The sequence below is a fragment of the Planktothrix rubescens CCAP 1459/22 genome (assembly GCA_904830895.1).
In the GTDB taxonomy this organism is placed as follows: Bacteria; Cyanobacteriota; Cyanobacteriia; order Cyanobacteriales; family Microcoleaceae; genus Planktothrix; species Planktothrix agardhii.
On sequence record LR882958.1, the window covers coordinates 3,547,265 to 3,564,778 of the forward strand.

16 protein-coding genes are annotated in these 17,514 nt (G+C 39.6%); 11 read left to right on the forward strand and 5 right to left on the reverse strand.

What is annotated here, in order from left to right:
• Positions 1 to 18: 18 nt before the first annotated feature.
• On the reverse strand, positions 19 to 1,047 hold the full coding sequence (locus tag NMG86_RS16650) for a peptidoglycan recognition protein family protein (RefSeq protein ID WP_026798112.1): 1,029 nt from the start codon (positions 1,045 to 1,047) through the stop codon (positions 19 to 21).
• 208 nt (positions 1,048 to 1,255) lie between these two features.
• Positions 1,256 to 2,365, reverse strand: a complete 1,110-nt coding sequence (aroB, locus tag NMG86_RS16655; RefSeq protein WP_026798113.1) for a 3-dehydroquinate synthase — start codon at positions 2,363 to 2,365, stop codon at positions 1,256 to 1,258.
• A 113-nt stretch (positions 2,366 to 2,478) separates the two neighbouring features.
• On the opposite strand from aroB, the gene petL reads away from it, so the two are divergent.
• Positions 2,479 to 2,583 (forward strand): cytochrome b6-f complex subunit PetL, encoded by a 105-nt coding sequence (gene petL / locus NMG86_RS16660; RefSeq protein ID WP_071782514.1) that lies wholly within the window; start codon positions 2,479 to 2,481, stop codon positions 2,581 to 2,583.
• A gap of 107 nt (positions 2,584 to 2,690) precedes the next feature.
• Here the strand turns inward: petL and NMG86_RS16665 are convergent, their stop codons facing one another.
• Positions 2,691 to 4,931, reverse strand: a complete 2,241-nt coding sequence (locus tag NMG86_RS16665) for a pentapeptide repeat-containing protein (RefSeq protein ID WP_144018144.1) — start codon at positions 4,929 to 4,931, stop codon at positions 2,691 to 2,693.
• Positions 4,932 to 4,951: 20 nt separating this feature from the next.
• On the opposite strand from NMG86_RS16665, the gene NMG86_RS16670 reads away from it, so the two are divergent.
• Entirely contained in the window at positions 4,952 to 5,197 is a 246-nt protein-coding gene (locus NMG86_RS16670; RefSeq protein ID WP_498601951.1) for a hypothetical protein, read from the forward strand.
• 11 nt (positions 5,198 to 5,208) lie between these two features.
• On the opposite strand, the gene ctpB is transcribed toward NMG86_RS16670, so the two are convergent.
• On the reverse strand, positions 5,209 to 6,507 hold the full coding sequence (ctpB, locus tag NMG86_RS16675; protein WP_026786019.1) for a carboxyl-terminal processing protease CtpB: 1,299 nt from the start codon (positions 6,505 to 6,507) through the stop codon (positions 5,209 to 5,211).
• 417 nt (positions 6,508 to 6,924) lie between these two features.
• Between ctpB and NMG86_RS16680 the strand changes: the two genes are divergently transcribed.
• Positions 6,925 to 7,770 carry a hypothetical protein gene (locus tag NMG86_RS16680; protein ID WP_237747631.1) on the forward strand — a complete coding sequence of 282 codons (846 nt, stop codon included), beginning with the start codon at positions 6,925 to 6,927 and terminating at the stop codon, positions 7,768 to 7,770.
• Positions 7,771 to 7,890: 120 nt separating this feature from the next.
• On the opposite strand, the gene NMG86_RS16685 is transcribed toward NMG86_RS16680, so the two are convergent.
• Positions 7,891 to 9,639, reverse strand: a complete 1,749-nt coding sequence (locus NMG86_RS16685; protein ID WP_237747632.1) for a serine/threonine-protein kinase — start codon at positions 9,637 to 9,639, stop codon at positions 7,891 to 7,893.
• Positions 9,640 to 10,190: 551 nt separating this feature from the next.
• Here NMG86_RS16685 and NMG86_RS16690 point away from each other — a divergent pair.
• The 8 genes from NMG86_RS16690 (at position 10,191) to NMG86_RS16725 (ending at position 17,456) form a co-directional block, all read left to right on the forward strand.
• Entirely contained in the window at positions 10,191 to 11,621 is a 1,431-nt protein-coding gene (locus NMG86_RS16690) for a form I ribulose bisphosphate carboxylase large subunit (protein WP_026786017.1), read from the forward strand.
• A gap of 128 nt (positions 11,622 to 11,749) precedes the next feature.
• Positions 11,750 to 12,154 carry a RuBisCO chaperone RbcX gene (gene rcbX / locus NMG86_RS16695; protein ID WP_026786016.1) on the forward strand — a complete coding sequence of 135 codons (405 nt, stop codon included), beginning with the start codon at positions 11,750 to 11,752 and terminating at the stop codon, positions 12,152 to 12,154.
• A gap of 66 nt (positions 12,155 to 12,220) precedes the next feature.
• Positions 12,221 to 12,556: a ribulose bisphosphate carboxylase small subunit gene (locus tag NMG86_RS16700; protein ID WP_026786015.1), complete on the forward strand. Its 336-nt coding sequence runs from the start codon at positions 12,221 to 12,223 to the stop codon at positions 12,554 to 12,556.
• A 172-nt stretch (positions 12,557 to 12,728) separates the two neighbouring features.
• The gene (locus NMG86_RS16705) at positions 12,729 to 14,342 is read left to right on the forward strand and encodes a glycosyltransferase family 39 protein (protein WP_043938541.1); all 1,614 of its coding nucleotides are present in this window, start codon (positions 12,729 to 12,731) and stop codon (positions 14,340 to 14,342) included.
• Positions 14,343 to 14,403: 61 nt separating this feature from the next.
• Complete coding sequence (locus NMG86_RS16710) at positions 14,404 to 14,769, forward strand: hypothetical protein (RefSeq protein WP_026786013.1); 366 nt, start codon at positions 14,404 to 14,406, stop codon at positions 14,767 to 14,769.
• 5 nt (positions 14,770 to 14,774) lie between these two features.
• On the forward strand, positions 14,775 to 15,200 hold the full coding sequence (locus tag NMG86_RS16715) for a type II toxin-antitoxin system VapC family toxin (protein ID WP_026786012.1): 426 nt from the start codon (positions 14,775 to 14,777) through the stop codon (positions 15,198 to 15,200).
• A 104-nt stretch (positions 15,201 to 15,304) separates the two neighbouring features.
• Complete coding sequence (gene dnaG / locus NMG86_RS16720; protein ID WP_026798117.1) at positions 15,305 to 17,245, forward strand: DNA primase; 1,941 nt, start codon at positions 15,305 to 15,307, stop codon at positions 17,243 to 17,245.
• Positions 17,229 to 17,456 carry a 50S ribosomal L9 C-terminal domain-containing protein gene (locus NMG86_RS16725; RefSeq protein ID WP_026798118.1) on the forward strand — a complete coding sequence of 76 codons (228 nt, stop codon included), beginning with the start codon at positions 17,229 to 17,231 and terminating at the stop codon, positions 17,454 to 17,456. Before dnaG ends, NMG86_RS16725 begins: the two co-directional genes overlap by 17 nt.
• Positions 17,457 to 17,514 lie beyond the last annotated feature (58 nt).

Consider the following 17,514-nt stretch of genomic DNA (forward strand, 5'->3'; position numbering starts at 1 on the left):
TATGCTGTTATTATAATTTCAATTCAAATAAGCTGATTGACAACTAATCATAATTTCCTGAGTCCGGGGATAGGATTGTAAATATTGAACAAACAGTTGAGCATCAAAACTTCTAGGATCTCGCCTTTCCCCTGAACGGTCAACCGCCGCATGGGTTGTAATTCGAGCATCAGGGACTCCAGTTTTTGCTACTAACCAGGCTAAAGATTGATATTGTGCATTCGTATAACCACTGTGAGAATTAGCATTATTTCGACCATCCACAGGGGTTTCTAAAGAAACATGATAAGCAAAATTATTCACCGAAGGTGGACGTTTAGCATGGGTTTTTACGGTTTCCGTTCCCGTTGAACTAGCAAATACCGAATTTCCCGCGCCAAAAGCTCTTAAATCCGGGGGAACAATATAAACAATATCCCCAGTTAACATAATTAAAGTATGATAACTGGCTTGATTATCCTCCGAAGCTTGGGGATTTTGGAACAAATTTACCGCACTATAAACATCCGATACGGTTTCATGTAACACCACAATCGGGGCATTATTCACAGGCTGACCATTAATATCATATAAAAATCTTTGTCCGTAATTCGTCGCATTCGCCATGGCTTGATATTCATTGGGAGTGTAACCCGCCCCCCCTTGAAGATTGGCCGTTTGCACATCCGTTGGCCGACGAAACCGATATAACGTGACTGGATTAACGGCTGGCCCAGGTCTACCATTAACTGGGGGGTTCGGGTCGGGTTGTAGGGCGCAGGTTCCCTGGACAGGAATATTATTAGCATTAACCATCATTTTCGCTTCTGGCTCCTTCACCTTGGGCGGTTCTGGGGGTTTCTCATCGTCCACCAGTTTGACCTCTGCGGGTTTTGGGGGTGAAGATACCGTTTCTTCCGTCACCCGCTCGAAGGTGACAGGAGCAGGCTGTTGTTGCCATAATGTCATCCCCTGTGCCAGAATCCAATCTTGATTTTTTAGTCCAATTGTTACCCCCACCGCCAGTAAATACAGGGTTAACAGTAGAATCGGAGTCCATTTTCTCATGGGTGAATTCAGCCCGGTTGAAGTGCAGTGTTTTCCAGTGTACAACAACAAATAATCAAGTAAAAAAAATCCACTGGTGATGAGCCAGTGGTGAGGAACGAAACGTGATTTTGGTGTGAGGAGTTAACTTGCCTTTGATTTATAGATTATCGTGACGATATGAAGTTAATATGTCAATCCGATGACATGAATATGACGTTTTGCCCATCTAAGCTAGACAACGAACGGGAGAAGTTTCTAATACTTGACGGATTATATCAGAAGTGACAATATCTGTCACCGTTGCGGCTCCGATGCGGGTCGGTAAGACAAATCGGACTTTTCCAGCTTTAACTTTTTTATCCGTTTGTAGACTCTCTAAAATTTCATCAATATTCAGTCCGGGGGGAAGTTGGGTCGGTAATTTCGCCTTTTCAATAATATCAAATTGACGGCGATCGCTTTCTTCATCCCATAATTCTAATTTCAGCGCAATTTGACTAGCGGCTACCATACCAATTGCTACTGCTTCCCCATGAATTACCACGGTATATCCGGTTAAACTTTCCACTGCATGACCAATGGTATGACCATAATTCAAAATTGCCCTTAACCCCGATTCTTTTTCATCTTGACTCACCACATCGGCCTTACTTTGACAGGAACGGGTTAAAATTTCTTGTAATAATCCAGTATCCAAAGATTGAATATTATCTAAGTTTTGGGATTGTTCTAATTTATCAAATAATTTATGATCCCAAATTACACCATATTTAATTACTTCTGCCATTCCCGCTCTAAATTCTCGTTCAGGAAGGGTTTGCAAAACATCTGGATCAATTAATACTAATTTCGGTTGATGAAACGCCCCAATTAAATTTTTTCCTTGGGGATGATTTACCCCAGTTTTCCCACCAATAGACGCATCAACCATCGCTAATAAAGAGGTAGGAACTTGAACAACATTAATTCCGCGTAACCAAGTCGCCGCCGCAAATCCAGTCATGTCTCCAATAATTCCCCCTCCTAAAGCAACCATTGTGGAGGAACGTTCTAGTTTATGTTTTAACGCCGCATCATAAATTTTTTGCAGGGTTTCGGGAGTTTTATATTCTTCTCCGGCGGGAAGGGTACAAATAGCCACATTAAACCCCGCTTTTTCTAAAGCTGTGCGGGTTCGTTCTCCATAATAGTTAAAGATTTCCGGGTTAGAAACTAATAATATTTTTTTGCCTAAATTTAAAGGAGTGAGTAATTCCCCCAAACGATCTAAATTTCCAGCACCGATGGCAATATCATAAGATAATAAACCTAAATTAACTCGAATCAACGACTCCATATTTTTTCCTTATTAACTGACTCTTAAAAATTGTATTCCATTTTTAACCCGTTACGGATAGTCACAGAATGATCACTCATGATTCAATGGAGTAATGTTTATGGAGATGTCTAATGATTACAGCCGATGGCGCGATCGCTTACCTGGTCATCTATGCGGGTGCCTTAGTCGCAGCAGCAGGAATCATGTTTACCCTGCGGGCAGTTAAACTGATTTAATTCTACCCTGTAGAGACGCGCCATGGCTCGTCTCTACCCGTTGTCGCGCCGTTGTTGCGCTTAAGCGCATCTTAATAGAGGCGTAAACACCTCACTACGTTGTTTAATTAAATCTCCTCCCCCTTCAAGAAAATTCGAGTTTGATCAGATAATCCCGCATTATTCCCTAATTTAACCCCAACAATTTGTGCTTGGGAAATCCCACTACGAAATAGATTAGCGCCCTGTAAATCTGCATATAATAAAATCGCATCTTTGAGATTAGTATGACGAACAATTGCATTTCTTAAAGACGCATAAGTGAAATCAACCTGCATCAAATTAGCTCGAGTTAAATCGGCTTTAGTTAAATCAGCATAACTCAGATTACTTTGGGCTAAATTAGTATCTCTCAGTTGGGAATTGATTAAAATAGCCTGACTTAAATTGGCTTGATTAACCATTGCACCCATGAGATTTACATTAGATAAATTCGTGGATTGTAGGTTAGCTTGAGATAAAATTGCCCGCTCTAAAATAGCATTTTCCAGATTAGCACCTTCGAGATTAGCACCTTCGAGATTAGCACCTTCGAGATTAGCACTTTTTAAATTAGCCCCTTTTAAATTAGCCCCTTTTAAATTAGCTCCTTTTAAATTAGCTCGATTCAGGTTAGCCCCTTGTAAATTTGATTCTGATAAATCTACTTCAGTTAAATCAGTATTTTCTAAATTCGCTTCTTGTAAATTCGCTTTTGTGATAATTGCTCCCCTTAAATCAGCCCGATTAAAATTAGCGTGTTGTAAATCCGTAGCAGTTAAGTTAGCGTGTTTCAATTCAGCCCGACGAAAATCTGTTTTGATTAAATTAGCCCCGGTCAGATTCGTATAATTAAGATTAGAAATAAAAAATTTAGTTTCTGTAAAAATTCCCTGACTTAAATCCGCATGGCTGAGTTTAGCTAGACTTAAATCTACTCGAATCAGTTTAATAGATTTTAAATCCATATCGCGCAAATCTGCACCGCGTAAATCCTGACCTTTTAACTCAATTTCTTTGAGATTGGTACGGCGTAAATCTGGCCCTTTAAATTGAGAAAATAAACGATAGGTGTCTAATTCTGTTCCCGACTGAGTTCCGGGTTCTAAATCTTTAGTTTTGACTAAAAAATATTGAATATTTTCTGTAAATAAGGTAAAGACTAAATTAAAAATTTCTAAAAATTGGATTAAACCCTGACACTCGAATTCTGCATGGTCTTGATAGAATTGAACCAAATTAGCAATACAAATTTCTAAATAGGTTCGACAGGGACTCCCCAATAATACTAATTTCAGCAGTAAAATCACTAAGGTCAGTTGACTTCCCTGACGAATCATTAAGTTAAATAAAAATGAAGGGGGTTTCCCGGGTTCAATTAATAAAAACTCTAGCAGTCGGTTACAACTTCTAATAATCAGAGCCTTATTAACAATTTTCTGATCATGGAGACGGTACAGAGATTGCAATTTTTCTTCTATTTTTTCCCTGAGAATATTCGCCGGATATTGCTGACTGACATTAAACATCAAATATTGTGGCAAACATTGTTTAAATTTTTGATAATCAAAATCTTGAGTATTTTGTAAAAACAAGTTAGCCTGAGTCCCATAATTAAACACACGCTGGGTAGAAATTGTTTGTTTAATTAAATTTATGACTTCATCCCCAAGTTGGGTAGGATTATTCAGTTTGTGATTTTTACCCATTGGAGAGTCTAAACGGGTAATATACATCGCCAAATCAAATTTATATTTATCTTTAAGCTGTTTTGCTAAATTACGAGCGACTTCTTTTTGTTCCCTAGAATTGCGAGGATTAAGATATTGAGGAACTAATAAATAGGATTGATAACGGCTACTCCAATTATTGCGATCAAAATTCGCACATTGGAGTAAATTTTGATAATCTTCACTGTTTAAAAAGTTGTTCAGCCATAGAATTAGTCGGCTTTCTTGAATGGATAAACAAGTTTGATAAATATCCGGGGAGTTTGATAATCTTTGGATTAGGTTTTTAATCAACCTTTGCTGACGTTTAAGTAACCAATTATTAATCAGAATATAGCAACATCTTTGAATCGTTGAATGAAAGCAAGATTCTCCCGTTTCCACACTCAAAATAGTCTCTAAAGCTCTTTGCACCTCGGGCTGGCGTGGACACAGCAGGTAGAAAAATAGTTGTTCAAAGCCATCTAAAACGACTTCTGGACTGGAAGTTTGTACCCCATGCAGGAAAAACTCATAGATCACTTCTGCTGTCATCCCTAAAGAGACAGAAAAGGAGTGACCCGTAGAATGGTCGGAAGTGTGATAAGATTTGCTAATCAATTTTTTCCTGACCTAATAAACTGTTAGATGCCCGGAGTAAGAATACTCCCGCTAACCCATCCTTAACCCCTGAAAATCTATTAGTGATGTCGAGGGAATGGATTATTGCTCTACAAGAATCCTGTCTTCTCTGTGATGAAGAAGAAGTTCTACATTTAGTTCAACAAATTCCCTCGGAACACCAAACTTTATCCACCGGTCTGAGATCTTTAGCCCGGGATTTTCAATTTCAACAGATTCGACAGTTAACCTTAGATAATCCTTAAGCTCAAACCCATTATTTAGACTCGTTAATAGCTAAGGGTCGATTTCCACCCAGCCCCGCGAGAATAGAAATGGCTTTGGCGTAAAAAGGATCTTGGGGTGTCCCAATTAACTTCGGATCAGTAGCCAATTGTTTTTTCTGATCATCGGAGATATCCACCTTAACATCGGGGGTAACTCCTTTGTGGCTAATATCAATACCATTGGGCGTGTAATAATGGGCGATTGTCACCGCCAACCCGGAACCATCGGACAGGGAAAACACCGATTGGACTAAAGCCTTGCCAAAGGTTTGAGTTCCCATCACCACACCCCGTTGATTATCCTTCAATGCTCCGGCTAAAATTTCACTCGCACTGGCAGAATTACTATCGACTAACACGACAACAGGTAATTTTGTGATCGAGGTGCGGTTATTGCGAATTTCCTGGGTTTTGCCATTACGATCAACGGTACTCACAATTGCCCCCGTATCCATCCACATCCGAGCAATATCAATACTGGTACGCAATAATCCCCCAGGATTTCCCCGTAAATCCAGAACAAAAGCCTGAACATTTTCTTTGGTTAAGGCTTGAATCGCGGCTTGCATTTGTTCGGCTGCATGGGAATTAAATTCTCGCAGTTGAATATAACCAATTTTGCGATTTCCTTCGTTATTGACACGATAGGTAACGGTTTCTAATTCAATTCGGGCGCGAGTCAGGGTCAAATCAAATTCTTTTTCTCCTTCCCGTCCCATGCGTAAATTGACATTTGTGCCAACAGACCCCCGAATTTTATTGGCCGCTTGTTCCACGGTCATACCCGTGGTGGAGACTCCATCAATAGCAAGTACCCGATCCCCCGACTGAATTCCCGCCTTGATGGCGGGAGAATTTTTAATCGGTTCGACAACGGTAATGGCTTTGGTTGTTTCATCCAGGGTCAACTGCATTCCCACCCCAGAAAGTTCCCCGGCAGTTTGATTCGTCAACGCTTCATACTGTTTAGGATCCATGAAGCGGGTATAGGGATCTTGGAGTTTTTCTAGGGCTTTTCGCAGGGCTGTATAGGCTTCTTCCCGGGAAGTATAGTTCTTGCTCAGGAGTTCTTCCCTTTGGGCTTGCCAGTTAACTTGGTTAAACTTCCCATCAACAAATTCTCGAAAAACAAGCTGCCAAGCCTCATCCAATACGGCTTTAGGGCTATCTTTGAGGGGGGCACTGACGCTACTACTCCAAGCGGGCATGACGAAGGCGGTAACGGCTGCGATCGCGCCTGTAAATAAGGCCTGACGGAGCGGAGAAAAGCGTTTAACGTTTTGATTCATTGAGTCTCCCTATATCGCTTGATATCCTTAACTTCTCGTTAGAGTTAGGATTGAAAGCCTAGATTTAATTTTAAAGTGATCTGATTCTGAATTGACTGGCCAAAGGAAAAAACGGGTTAAGATTGGTGATCTTTACTGTTTTCCCACGCAATTTTTCCCGATTTAAGAGGGATTGACAACAATCAAGTCATGCCAGATCCCGATCTGACCCATTGCCAAATTTAGGGGATGCAAAATCGTTGCCTGAAAAAAACCTCTAGTTGCTCCTTCATGATGGCGTGTCGATTTTCCTGACTAAATTGTTTTAGCTGCTCTGATTATAGCTCGACTTAGAATTGGACGGGTAGGGTTACTATTAAATCGGGTCAAAAAATTCATGGTATTATTGCAAAAGCACCAGGAGTTCTAGCAAAAATTGTGGTTCGTCTTTTAGTTAAGTCTGCTTTGCCAAAAGGATTATCTTTTCTGATGCCGATGGCGATCGCTGGAATCGCCTTAATCAGTATTATGGGAATACAACTCTATGCTCCGGGCGGGTTGGAAGTTTCTCGGGTGCAAACGGCACAATTGGATAAGGAAGCTATAATCGCAGCCAAGCAAGAAAAAGAACGGGAGGCGGCGCGGTTAGGATTACTTAAAAAATTCCCCACTCTGGGTTATGGGAATTTGGTGGCGGGTTGGACATTTTTAAACTTTCTGCAATATTTTGGGGATAATTTAGCCCGTGAGCAAACAGATTATGAACTGTTAGATAATTATTTCGAGGTCATCGTGGCTCACGATCCCCTTTGGGTGGAAATGTATAATTTTTTATCGACATCGGTTTCTTTTTACCAAGCCCGACCTGATTTAACAGTTAAACTGATAGAACAGGGGTTAAAGTCTATTTCTCCAGAAAAGAATCCTCGATCTTGGTTGGTTTGGAGAACTAAAGGCATTGATGAATTATTATTAATCGGTGATACTCAGGCTGCAATTAAATCTCATGAAATGGCAGCAAAATGGGCAGAAGAAACACCGGATAAAGATTTTGCTCCTCGTTTACGAGAGTTTGCTGAAATTTTAAGAAAAAATCCCGATAATAAATTAATCCGTATTCAATCTTGGTTGATGGTTTATAGTGCGACACAAGATAAGCTAGTTAGAAAAAGAGCGATTCAAGAATTAACTAAATTAGGAGTTAAACTGGAAGTTCAGAAAGATGGGGAGTTAAAGTATACTATTCCTGATGAATCTCCAAAAGCTGAAATTAAAAAGAAATAAAATAGTTTGGTAGTTAAACTATATATAATCTAGTGAGGAATATTTGATTTCAAAACCCGCGTCGGCGGGTTTCGTCTGTGTAGCGACAGATTTCAATCTGTCGAAATCTGAAAACTATAACTAATTTCTCAACCATCGGAATAGGGGAAGAATTAAATAGTGAGTTATCCCCAAACAAAAAGCTGTTGTGCCACTGAGTAACGCCATAAACCCTAAATTGTGCCAAAATTGGGATAGATTAGAGTATTGAATTTGGGTGGGAAACTGTAACATTCCTTGAGGCAAAATAATATGAAATTGATTAAAACCAAAAAATATGGTAGTAACGGTTAATAAAACAAAAATCCCCTGAAATATTTGATCACTGCGTAATCCTAAACCTAAAGTTACTAACCCGGCGGCTATTCCGAAAGGGAGTTGATTAAACAATTCTAATTTCCATCCCTGAAGACCTATATTTCCTAACTTATTGATCAGTTGTTCACTAGCTCCCCCCACAATATAGCCTAACATTCCCATGATCCCAGCTAACCAATAACGGCGACGTTGACCAAACCCTCCAGCATCGGTTAATCCAATTCCGGCTCCTAATCCGGCTAATCCCCAAACTAACACTTCCGCGCCTAAAGTTAGGGGAACTTTAGGCAAAATTCGGGGTAATTCTTGGGCTAAAATAAGAGTAATTTTTTCTCCCAACCCAGGGAAATAAATTAATATTGATCCAACTACTGTTCCCACAATTGATCCGGTTCCAGCTAAGGCAATTTCCCAACTGGTTTCCACTAAACCCCGAACAGAATGTATGGTTAGTTTTCCGATTCCAAAAAATAGTTGAATTAAGCCTTTATCCCATTGAATTAAAGTCGTTGTCAGATTATCAACCAACCGTTGATGGGAAGACATCATCCGTCGAGGATGTTTTTTCTGTCGAATAATTCTAAAAATATCCGTTTGAATTTCTTTAGCGGTTTGGGGACGTTGACGGGGATCAAGTTGTACCATCCGATCTAATAAATGAGCAAACCCAGGACTCACCTGGGCTTTTTCTCGCCAACGTAATTCCCCGGTGTAAGCATCATCTAAATCCCCTGGAAATTGACCCGTTAATAAATGAATACAGGTGCGCCCCAAGGCGTAGAAATCCGTGGCTGGCCCAACCATTGCCCCCATCACCTGTTCCGGGGGACTATATCCGGCGGAAATTAGGCGGGTGCTACTGCGGGGGCTACTTTCGCGATCGCCATGGGGGATAGGGCCAATTTGTTTTGCACCTCCAAAGTCAATCATCACCAGTTGGGTGTCCGAAACTTGGCCCCCCTTGCCGCCAGATGTCATCCGTAACATCAGGTTTGAGGGTTTGATGTCTCGATGAATAATTTGATGGCCATGCAATTCCCGTAGGATATCTAAGGCTTGGGAAAGCCAACTGATCACCCAGTCTTCGGGACAGCCTTGGGGATATTGCTCCAAAATTTCCTGTAGGGTGTGGCCATGAATCTTTTCCATTACCAAACAGGGAAGATGGCCTTCGGAGACGTTACGTTTTTTTAAATAAAAATAGCCATCTGCTTCGACCCTAGGCACTCCTGGGTGGCGTAATTGGGCTAAAACCTCCGCTTCTTGTTCAAAGAGTTCTAGGGCTTTGGGGGAGGGTTCCAGCAGGACTTTCAGGACTTTTTCGGTTTGGGTTTTCAGATCCCAGACGGTATAAAGACGGGAAAACCCCCCAGTCCCTAAATTATGTAAGGGAATATAGCGTTGGTTGAGTTGTAGGGGGGCGCCGCAACTCTGACAAAATTTATTCCCCCAAGGTTGATTTGAGGGATGGGAGCATTGGGGATTAATACAATGGATGGTGGGTGAAGTCACAATGGGCGGTGAACAGTGATTGGTATTGAGTTAACCACCATCTTAACGAACAGTCTTACGGATCACCCAGTTTTGTTTTAATAGACTTAAATCAATCATTAATTAATTTACTATAGACTATAAACTATTCATAAACCTTGAGACTTAAAATCAGGGGTTAAACTATTACCAATCTGAAGTGGACAAGACTCAATTTTCATAGCCTAACCTTAATTTGAAATACGGAATTACTGATGATGTTCTACTTGACAATAGACTATGATTGTGTAATCTAAATTTGAGAGAATAGTTAAGTAAAATCACTTATTCTGTTGTCCAGAATTTATTTCATAAGACTTAATATAAAAAAAGTCATTTTGGTGATATGTAAGCGAAAAAATAACAGGGATCTGAGGTAAATCTGGCAAAACAAGAAGAAATATAAACAAATGTTATAAAAATATTAAAAATATTCAACGTTGCAATGACTCGTTTCTTGATACTATTTTAATCAATTGCCAATCCGTGCATAAAATAATCGATTCCTAAACAAAGGGAGCTTTAAGGGAGATATGTCTTACTCTCAAACACAAACCAAGTCCAAATCTGGCTATAAAGCTGGTGTACAGGACTATAAACTGACCTATTACACGCCCGACTATACACCTAAAGATACAGACATTCTGGCTGCCTTTCGGATGAGTCCTCAACCTGGAGTACCCCCGGAAGAAGCAGGTGCTGCGGTTGCTGCTGAATCCTCGACCGGAACTTGGACAACGGTGTGGACGGACTTGCTGACTGACCTCGACCGCTATAAAGGTCGTTGCTATGAAGTCGAACCCGTTCCCGGTGAAGATAACCAATATATCTGCTACGTCGCCTATCCTCTGGATCTGTTTGAAGAAGGTTCTGTCACCAACTTACTGACATCTTTAGTCGGTAACGTATTTGGTTTCAAAGCCCTGCGGTCACTGCGTTTAGAAGATTTACGCATCCCCATCGCTTACCTGAAAACCTTCCAAGGCCCTCCTCACGGGATTACCGTTGAGCGCGATAAATTAAACAAATACGGTCGTCCTCTGCTCGGTTGTACGATTAAACCCAAACTCGGTCTGTCTGCCAAAAACTATGGCCGCGCCGTTTATGAAGTTCTACGCGGTGGTTTAGACTTCACCAAAGACGACGAAAACATTAACTCCCAGCCCTTCATGCGCTGGCGCGATCGCTTCCTGTTCGTTCAAGAAGCCATCGAAAAAGCTCAAGCAGAAACCGGGGAAATCAAAGGCCACTACTTAAACGTGACCGCCCCCACCTGCGAAGAAATGATGGAACGGGCTGAATTCGCTAAAGAAATCAAAACCCCGATCATCATGCACGACTACCTTACAGGTGGTTTCACTGCTAATACCAGCTTGGCCAAATGGTGTCGTCGCAATGGCGTGTTACTTCACATTCACCGTGCTATGCACGCTGTGATTGACCGTCAGAAAAATCACGGGATTCACTTCCGTGTGTTAGCCAAATGCTTACGGATGTCTGGTGGTGACCACCTGCACTCGGGAACCGTTGTGGGTAAACTCGAAGGGGAAAAAGGCATCACCATGGGCTTCGTTGACCTGATGCGTGAAGATCACGTTGAGGTTGATCGCTCTCGTGGGATCTACTTCACCCAAGATTGGGCTTCTATGCCTGGTGTTATGCCCGTGGCTTCCGGTGGGATTCACGTTTGGCATATGCCCGCCCTGGTGGAAATCTTCGGCGATGACTCTTGCTTACAGTTCGGTGGTGGAACCCTCGGACATCCCTGGGGTAATGCTCCTGGTGCTACCGCTAACCGTGTGGCCCTCGAAGCTTGTGTTCAAGCGCGTAACGAAGGTCGTAACCTGATGCGTGAAGGCGGCGACGTCATCCGTGAAGCTTGCAAATGGTCTCCTGAACTGGCCGTTGCTTGCGAACTCTGGAAAGAAATCAAGTTTGAGTTCGAGTCAATGGATACCGTCTAATTGATTCCAGATTGAAGATTGAGGATTTTGGATTGTGGGTCAGACTTGACAAGTCAGGTCGGTTGTGGTTACAACTCAATCCAAAATCTAAAATCTAAATCCATCATCAAGAGGGTTAGGGTCAGCCTATGGACATCAAACAAGTTGCGAAAGAAACATCAAAAGTGCTGGCAAGTTACCTGACCTATCAGGCTGTAAGGATTATCACGGATCAACTATGGGAAACTAACCCTGGACAAGCGATCTGGCTGAGTGAATTTTCCTCAACCGGGAAGATTCAGGACGGAGAAGCCTATCTACAGGAAATGCTCCAAGAAAATCAGGAGATGGCGTTTCGGATGATGACGGTACGGGAACATCTCGTGCAGGAAGTAGCCGATTATTTACCGGAAATGGTTCGTGAAAATATTCAAAAAGCCAATATAGATTATCGGCGCCAGTATTTAGAACGAATTACGCAACTGAGTAGTGTTGAATCTAACCCAGAAATCGAATTACAAACCGATTCAGAACCGAACCCCGACTTGCGGTGAGTTTCAAGGATGATGACCACTGCGATCGCCTATTAACCTTTAGTGGATTTAACTTTAGAAACAACAATGCGGACATTACCAAAAGAACGTCGTTTTGAAACGTTATCCTATCTTCCCCCCTTGACCGATGCTCAAATCGTCAAGCAAGTCCAATATATTCTGGATCAAGGATATATCCCCGGTGTGGAGTTTAGCGAATCTTCCGAACCCACCCAACATTATTGGACGCTGTGGAAACTGCCTTTATTCAATGCCACTACTTCTCAAGAAGTTTTGAATGAAGTTCAAGCTTGCCGCCAAGAAAATTCTAAATCCTATATCCGTGTGATGGGTTTTGATAACGTGAAGCAATGCCAAGTGTTAAGCTTCATCGTCCACAAACCCAGTAGCTCTTTATACTAAGTAGGGTTTGAGATGGAATGAGTTAGGGCGACATGAATCATCCCCTAACTCGCTAATTTCTTAAAACTATTTTAGAACTTGAGCCAAATTCAAGCAGGGGATTTCCCTGCTTTTTTTAGTCAGAAGCTTTAAAATTAAATTTTATAAATCCAACTTAATTTAAACAGATTTTATGTGGCGTCTCTGGAACTTTTTTAAAAGAATTCGTCCTCAAATTCTGAGGTTATTTTTAATAATTGTTATTGTCATTGGTATCGCCTTTCGATTTGTGGCTTTAGATGGAAAAATCTATTGGCATGATGAAGTTTATACTACCTTGCGAGCCGCTGGATATACGGGTGAAGAATTTGCTCAGGAATTCTATCAAAATCGTATGGTTTCCCCCATTGATCTCCTCAAATATCAACAACTTAAACCGGGTAGTACCCCCCTAGATACCCTCAATTCCATAGCTACAGAAGATCCTCAACATTCTCCCTTTTATTTTTTATTAGCACGGGTTGGGATGTTTTTATTCGGTCATTCCATAATTACTTCTCGCTTTTTACCCGTTTTAATTAGTTTAATTTCCCTGCCTTTTATGTATTTATTGGCTTGGGAATTATTTCAATCTCCACAAACCGCTTTACTAGCTACGGCTTTTTTAGCCCTATCTCCCTTTGATATTTTATTTGCTCAAACTGCCCGACAATATAGTTTATTCACCTTACTGGTAATTGCCAGTGGTTATGCTTTACTCAAAGCAATTCGTTGGCGACATCCGCTATTTTGGGCGGGTTATAGTTTAGCCTGTATTTTTGGACTCTATACCCATGTTTTATTCGGGTTAACCATGATGGGTCATGGGGCTTATATTCTGTTACTGAGTATGGAGTCCTCACGATCTTTTGGAAAACGAAAACGCTTTCCTTTTTATCAGTTATTATTGGAATTTTTAGGTGCTATTGTGATCGCTATTTTGGCTTTTAGTCCTTGGTTAATTATTTTAATCAATAATTTACAACGGGTGATGGATGTTACTAATTTGTCGAGTTATCCCACCAGTTTACTAAATTTAAGCAAGTTTTGGATTTTGAGTTTTACTTCTGTATTAGTTGATATAAATTTCGATTTCAACAGTATTCAGATGTATTTACTTAGACTTCCTTTTGTGATATTGATTGTGGTGGCATTATTTAAAATTAGTCAAGAAACTAATCGAAAAACTCGCCTATTTATTTGGACATCTATTTTAGTTCCCTTTTTCATGTTAGCCTTACCCGATGTGCTTTTAGGGGGAGGACGTTCCGGGGTAACTCGCTTTTTAATTTCCTGTTTTCCTGGCGTTCAATTATCCATTGCTTATTTGTTTTCTACTCATATTAAAAATAATAAAAATTCCTTAATTGATGGAGAAATATTTTGGCGATCGCTACTAGCTATAGTTTTTACATTTAGCTTAATTTCTATTAGTATGAGTGCTAATGCTCAAAGCTGGTGGCATCAAATTCCCAGTTCTGAAAATCCTCAAATTGTCCAACAATTAAATAAAAATAAATCTGCCACTCTCATTGTTGATCGCGGGAGTGATTATACAAATTTAGGGAATATTATTTCTCTAAGTTATGAATTAAACCCTGATATTAAACTATTTATGGTCAATGCGGAACCGAATCTATTATTACTTCCTATTGGCCCAAGGGTTTTTATTCTTAACCCCTCTCAAAAATTGCGCCAAAGGATTGAAAGTCAAAACTATCAATTAGAAAAAGTTGATCAACAATCACAACTCTGGGAACTCAAGTAACAAAATCTTGACTTAAAATAGTGTATAATAAGACTGAATTAGATTATAAAAGGATAGTTATATGACTGCCAACTTAATTCAAGCGTCATCTCCATCTATTGCCAAATTGACTTATCCTGTGTTAATTCAACAACAAAATCAAGAATATATAGTAACAGTATTAGGTTTAGATTGTAAAGCTAAGGGTTCAAGTCGAGAAGCGGCACTAGAACAATTATTAGAACAAGTTAATGCTATTCTAAAACAAGGTGAAATTGTGCAATTAGAAATTCCTCTACCCAAACCGGAACATCCTTGGATGAAGTTTGCAGGAATGTTTAAAGATGATCCCTATTTTGACGAGATGCTCAAAGATATTGAAGATTATCGTCGTGAAAGAGATGCTGAAACGGAAGAATATTATCGTCAACTTGATGGAGAGGAGTAGAAAAAGTGAGTTTTTGGATATTAGATACTGATCATATTTCCTTATTTCAACGACAACATCCTGTTGTAACACAACGAGTGATGACAGTTAACTCTGAAGAAGTTGCAGTTACTATTGTTACAGTAGAAGAACAGTTTTATGGACGTTTAAACCAAATTAAAAAAGCAAAATCTGCTGATGAGCTTCTATTTGCTTACGCAAGATTAGAAGAAACTTTAAAGTATTATCAAACTATTAATGTGATAAATTTTGACCAAGAATCTTATCATTGTTATTTTGAGTTATTGCGTCAAAAAATTCGGATTGGTACACAAGATTTACGCATCGCGGCTCTTGTCATGGCAAATAATGGAATTTTAGTAACACGCAATCGACAGGATTTTGAACGAATTCCTGGGTTAAGGTTTGAAGATTGGAGTAAGGAAGTGTAGATTTTAACGATACCTTTAAAAAAATAAGACACTCAAAAGATTAGAAAGATCATAAAGGATATTTTATGGCAAAATAAAGACTTATCATCCCAATTTAATCCTCAATGCTGACTCCACGGATTCATCCAGAAACAATAGAAGATGTCAAAGAAAGGGCGGATATTTATGATATCGTGTCTGAGAAAGTTTCGTTGAAACGGCGAGGAAAAGATTTTGTGGGTTTGTGCCCTTTTCATGATGAAAAAACCCCTAGTTTTACCGTGAGTCCCACTAAACAAATGTTTTATTGTTTTGGATGTGGGGCGGCGGGAAATGCGATTAAATTTATCATGGATTTGGATAAAAGTTCTTTTAGCGAAGTGGTTTTAGAATTAGCTAAACGGTATCAAGTTCCGGTTAAGACTTTGGAACCTGAAAAACGTCAGGAATTACAGAGACAGATTTCTTTACGAGAACAATTATATGAGATTTTAGCGATCGCAACCAGTTTTTATCAATATACTTTAAGACAACCTGAAGGACTGCAAGCTTTAGATTATTTAAAATTAAAACGAAATCTTAAAGAAAATACGATTCAATATTTTCAGTTAGGATATGCTCCCCAAGGATGGGAAACTTTATCGGATTATTTGGTAGAACAAAAACATTTTCCGGCGGAATTAGTCGAACAAGCTGGGTTAATTGTACCTCGAAAAACTGGTAATGGATATTATGATCGGTTTAGAGATCGGTTGATGATTCCAATTCATGATAGTCAGGGAAAAATTATTGGATTTGGGGGCAGAAGTTTAGGGGATGAACTGCCAAAATATCTCAATTCTCCTGAAACTGAATTATTTGATAAAGGTAAGACTTTATTTGGTTTAGATAAAGCTAAAAATGCTATAAGTAAACAAGATCAGGCGATTGTTGTTGAGGGATATTTTGATGTAATTGCTTTACATACCGCCGGAATAGAAAATGCTGTGGCTTCTTTAGGGACTGCGTTAAATTTGAATCAAGTTCGGCAGTTAGTTAGATATACGGAATCTAAACAAATTATTCTCAATTTTGATGCGGATGCTGCCGGGAATAAAGCCGCCGAACGAGCGATTGGAGAAATCGAAGATCTGGCTTATCAAGGTTATATTAATTTACGAATTTTAAATATTCCTTCTGGTAAAGATCCCGATGAGTTTTTAACTCATAATTCTGCTGAAGATTATCAAAAATTATTGCTTAATGCTCCATTTTGGATTGATTGGCAAATTCAAAGGTTATTAATTGGAAAAAATCTCGAAACCGTTGCCCAGTCGCAGCAAGTCTCAAAACAAATGGTAGAATTATTGAGAAAAATCGAGAATGGAATGCAACGCACCCATTATATTCAATACTGTGCTGAACTTCTGAGTCAAGGACAAAATCGGTTAATTTCTTTATTAGCTAAAAATTTACAAACTCAAGTCAATAAATATCATTCAGAACCATCGAAAAACAAACAATCTTCTGATACTTTAGTTAACATTAATTCTGAGCGGAGTTTATTAGAAGAAGCAGAAGTTAAACTCCTCAGAATATATCTCCATTGTCCCGAATATCGTCCAATGATTGTTGATGGGTTAGAAGCAAGAGATTTACAGTTTAGTTTAGCTCATCATCGGTTTTTATGGCGAGAAATTGCCCAAATTGAGGCTCGATTTGAAAAGAGTTTAGATCCGGTGGATTTAATTCTGGAATTGCAACAAGTTTGTTTAGATAAAAATCAACAAACCAAACAATTTTATCATCTATTTTATCTGGATGAACATACAGAAATTGATATTTGCCGCGCCCAATTAGTTATTCGCAGTTCTATTGCGTCCATTGAAACCGTTATTTGTCAAAAAAGACGAGATATGGCATTAAAATTATGGGGGGAAACCGATGTTGCTCAACAGCAGAATTTAGCTCAAAAATATTATCAACAAATCGACGCAGAAACCAAATGGATGTGGGAATTAAAAAGAATTAGAGATACCCAATTTCATGATTTAATTTCTGTTCCTTTAGGTGGGATGGGGAATTGATTATGGCAAAGCATACTCAAGTAGTTATGACCAAAGATGTGCTGTTACTGAAAAAGAATTAGCAGAATTGATTCAACAAGCAACGGGTCAAGAAGTTGATCGTCGGGAAATTACTCTCACCAGTATCAGTAAATTAGGAAGCTATAAAGCCAATATTAAGTTACATTCTGACGTGACGGCTGATGTGGAAGTTGAAGTGGTTTCTCTGTAAATTTCATCAATTTCAAAGGTTTTTTCCCTAAGCCCGAACTTGAGTTCGGGGCTTATTT

What these genes read in the sequence shown, in the direction of transcription:
- NMG86_RS16650 (WP_026798112.1), bottom strand. Translation starts at nt 1,047, where the DNA reads ATGAGAAAATGGACTCCGATTCTACTGTTAACCCTGTATTTACTGGCG.
- aroB (WP_026798113.1), bottom strand. Translation starts at nt 2,365, where the DNA reads ATGGAGTCGTTGATTCGAGTTAATTTAGGTTTATTATCTTATGATATT.
- petL (WP_071782514.1), top strand. Translation starts at nt 2,479, where the DNA reads ATGATTACAGCCGATGGCGCGATCGCTTACCTGGTCATCTATGCGGGT.
- ctpB (WP_026786019.1), bottom strand. Translation starts at nt 6,507, where the DNA reads ATGAATCAAAACGTTAAACGCTTTTCTCCGCTCCGTCAGGCCTTATTT.
- NMG86_RS16690 (WP_026786017.1), top strand. Translation starts at nt 10,191, where the DNA reads ATGTCTTACTCTCAAACACAAACCAAGTCCAAATCTGGCTATAAAGCT.
- rcbX (WP_026786016.1), top strand. Translation starts at nt 11,750, where the DNA reads ATGGACATCAAACAAGTTGCGAAAGAAACATCAAAAGTGCTGGCAAGT.
- NMG86_RS16700 (WP_026786015.1), top strand. Translation starts at nt 12,221, where the DNA reads ATGCGGACATTACCAAAAGAACGTCGTTTTGAAACGTTATCCTATCTT.
- NMG86_RS16705 (WP_043938541.1), top strand. Translation starts at nt 12,729, where the DNA reads ATGTGGCGTCTCTGGAACTTTTTTAAAAGAATTCGTCCTCAAATTCTG.
- NMG86_RS16710 (WP_026786013.1), top strand. Translation starts at nt 14,404, where the DNA reads ATGACTGCCAACTTAATTCAAGCGTCATCTCCATCTATTGCCAAATTG.
- dnaG (WP_026798117.1), top strand. Translation starts at nt 15,305, where the DNA reads ATGCTGACTCCACGGATTCATCCAGAAACAATAGAAGATGTCAAAGAA.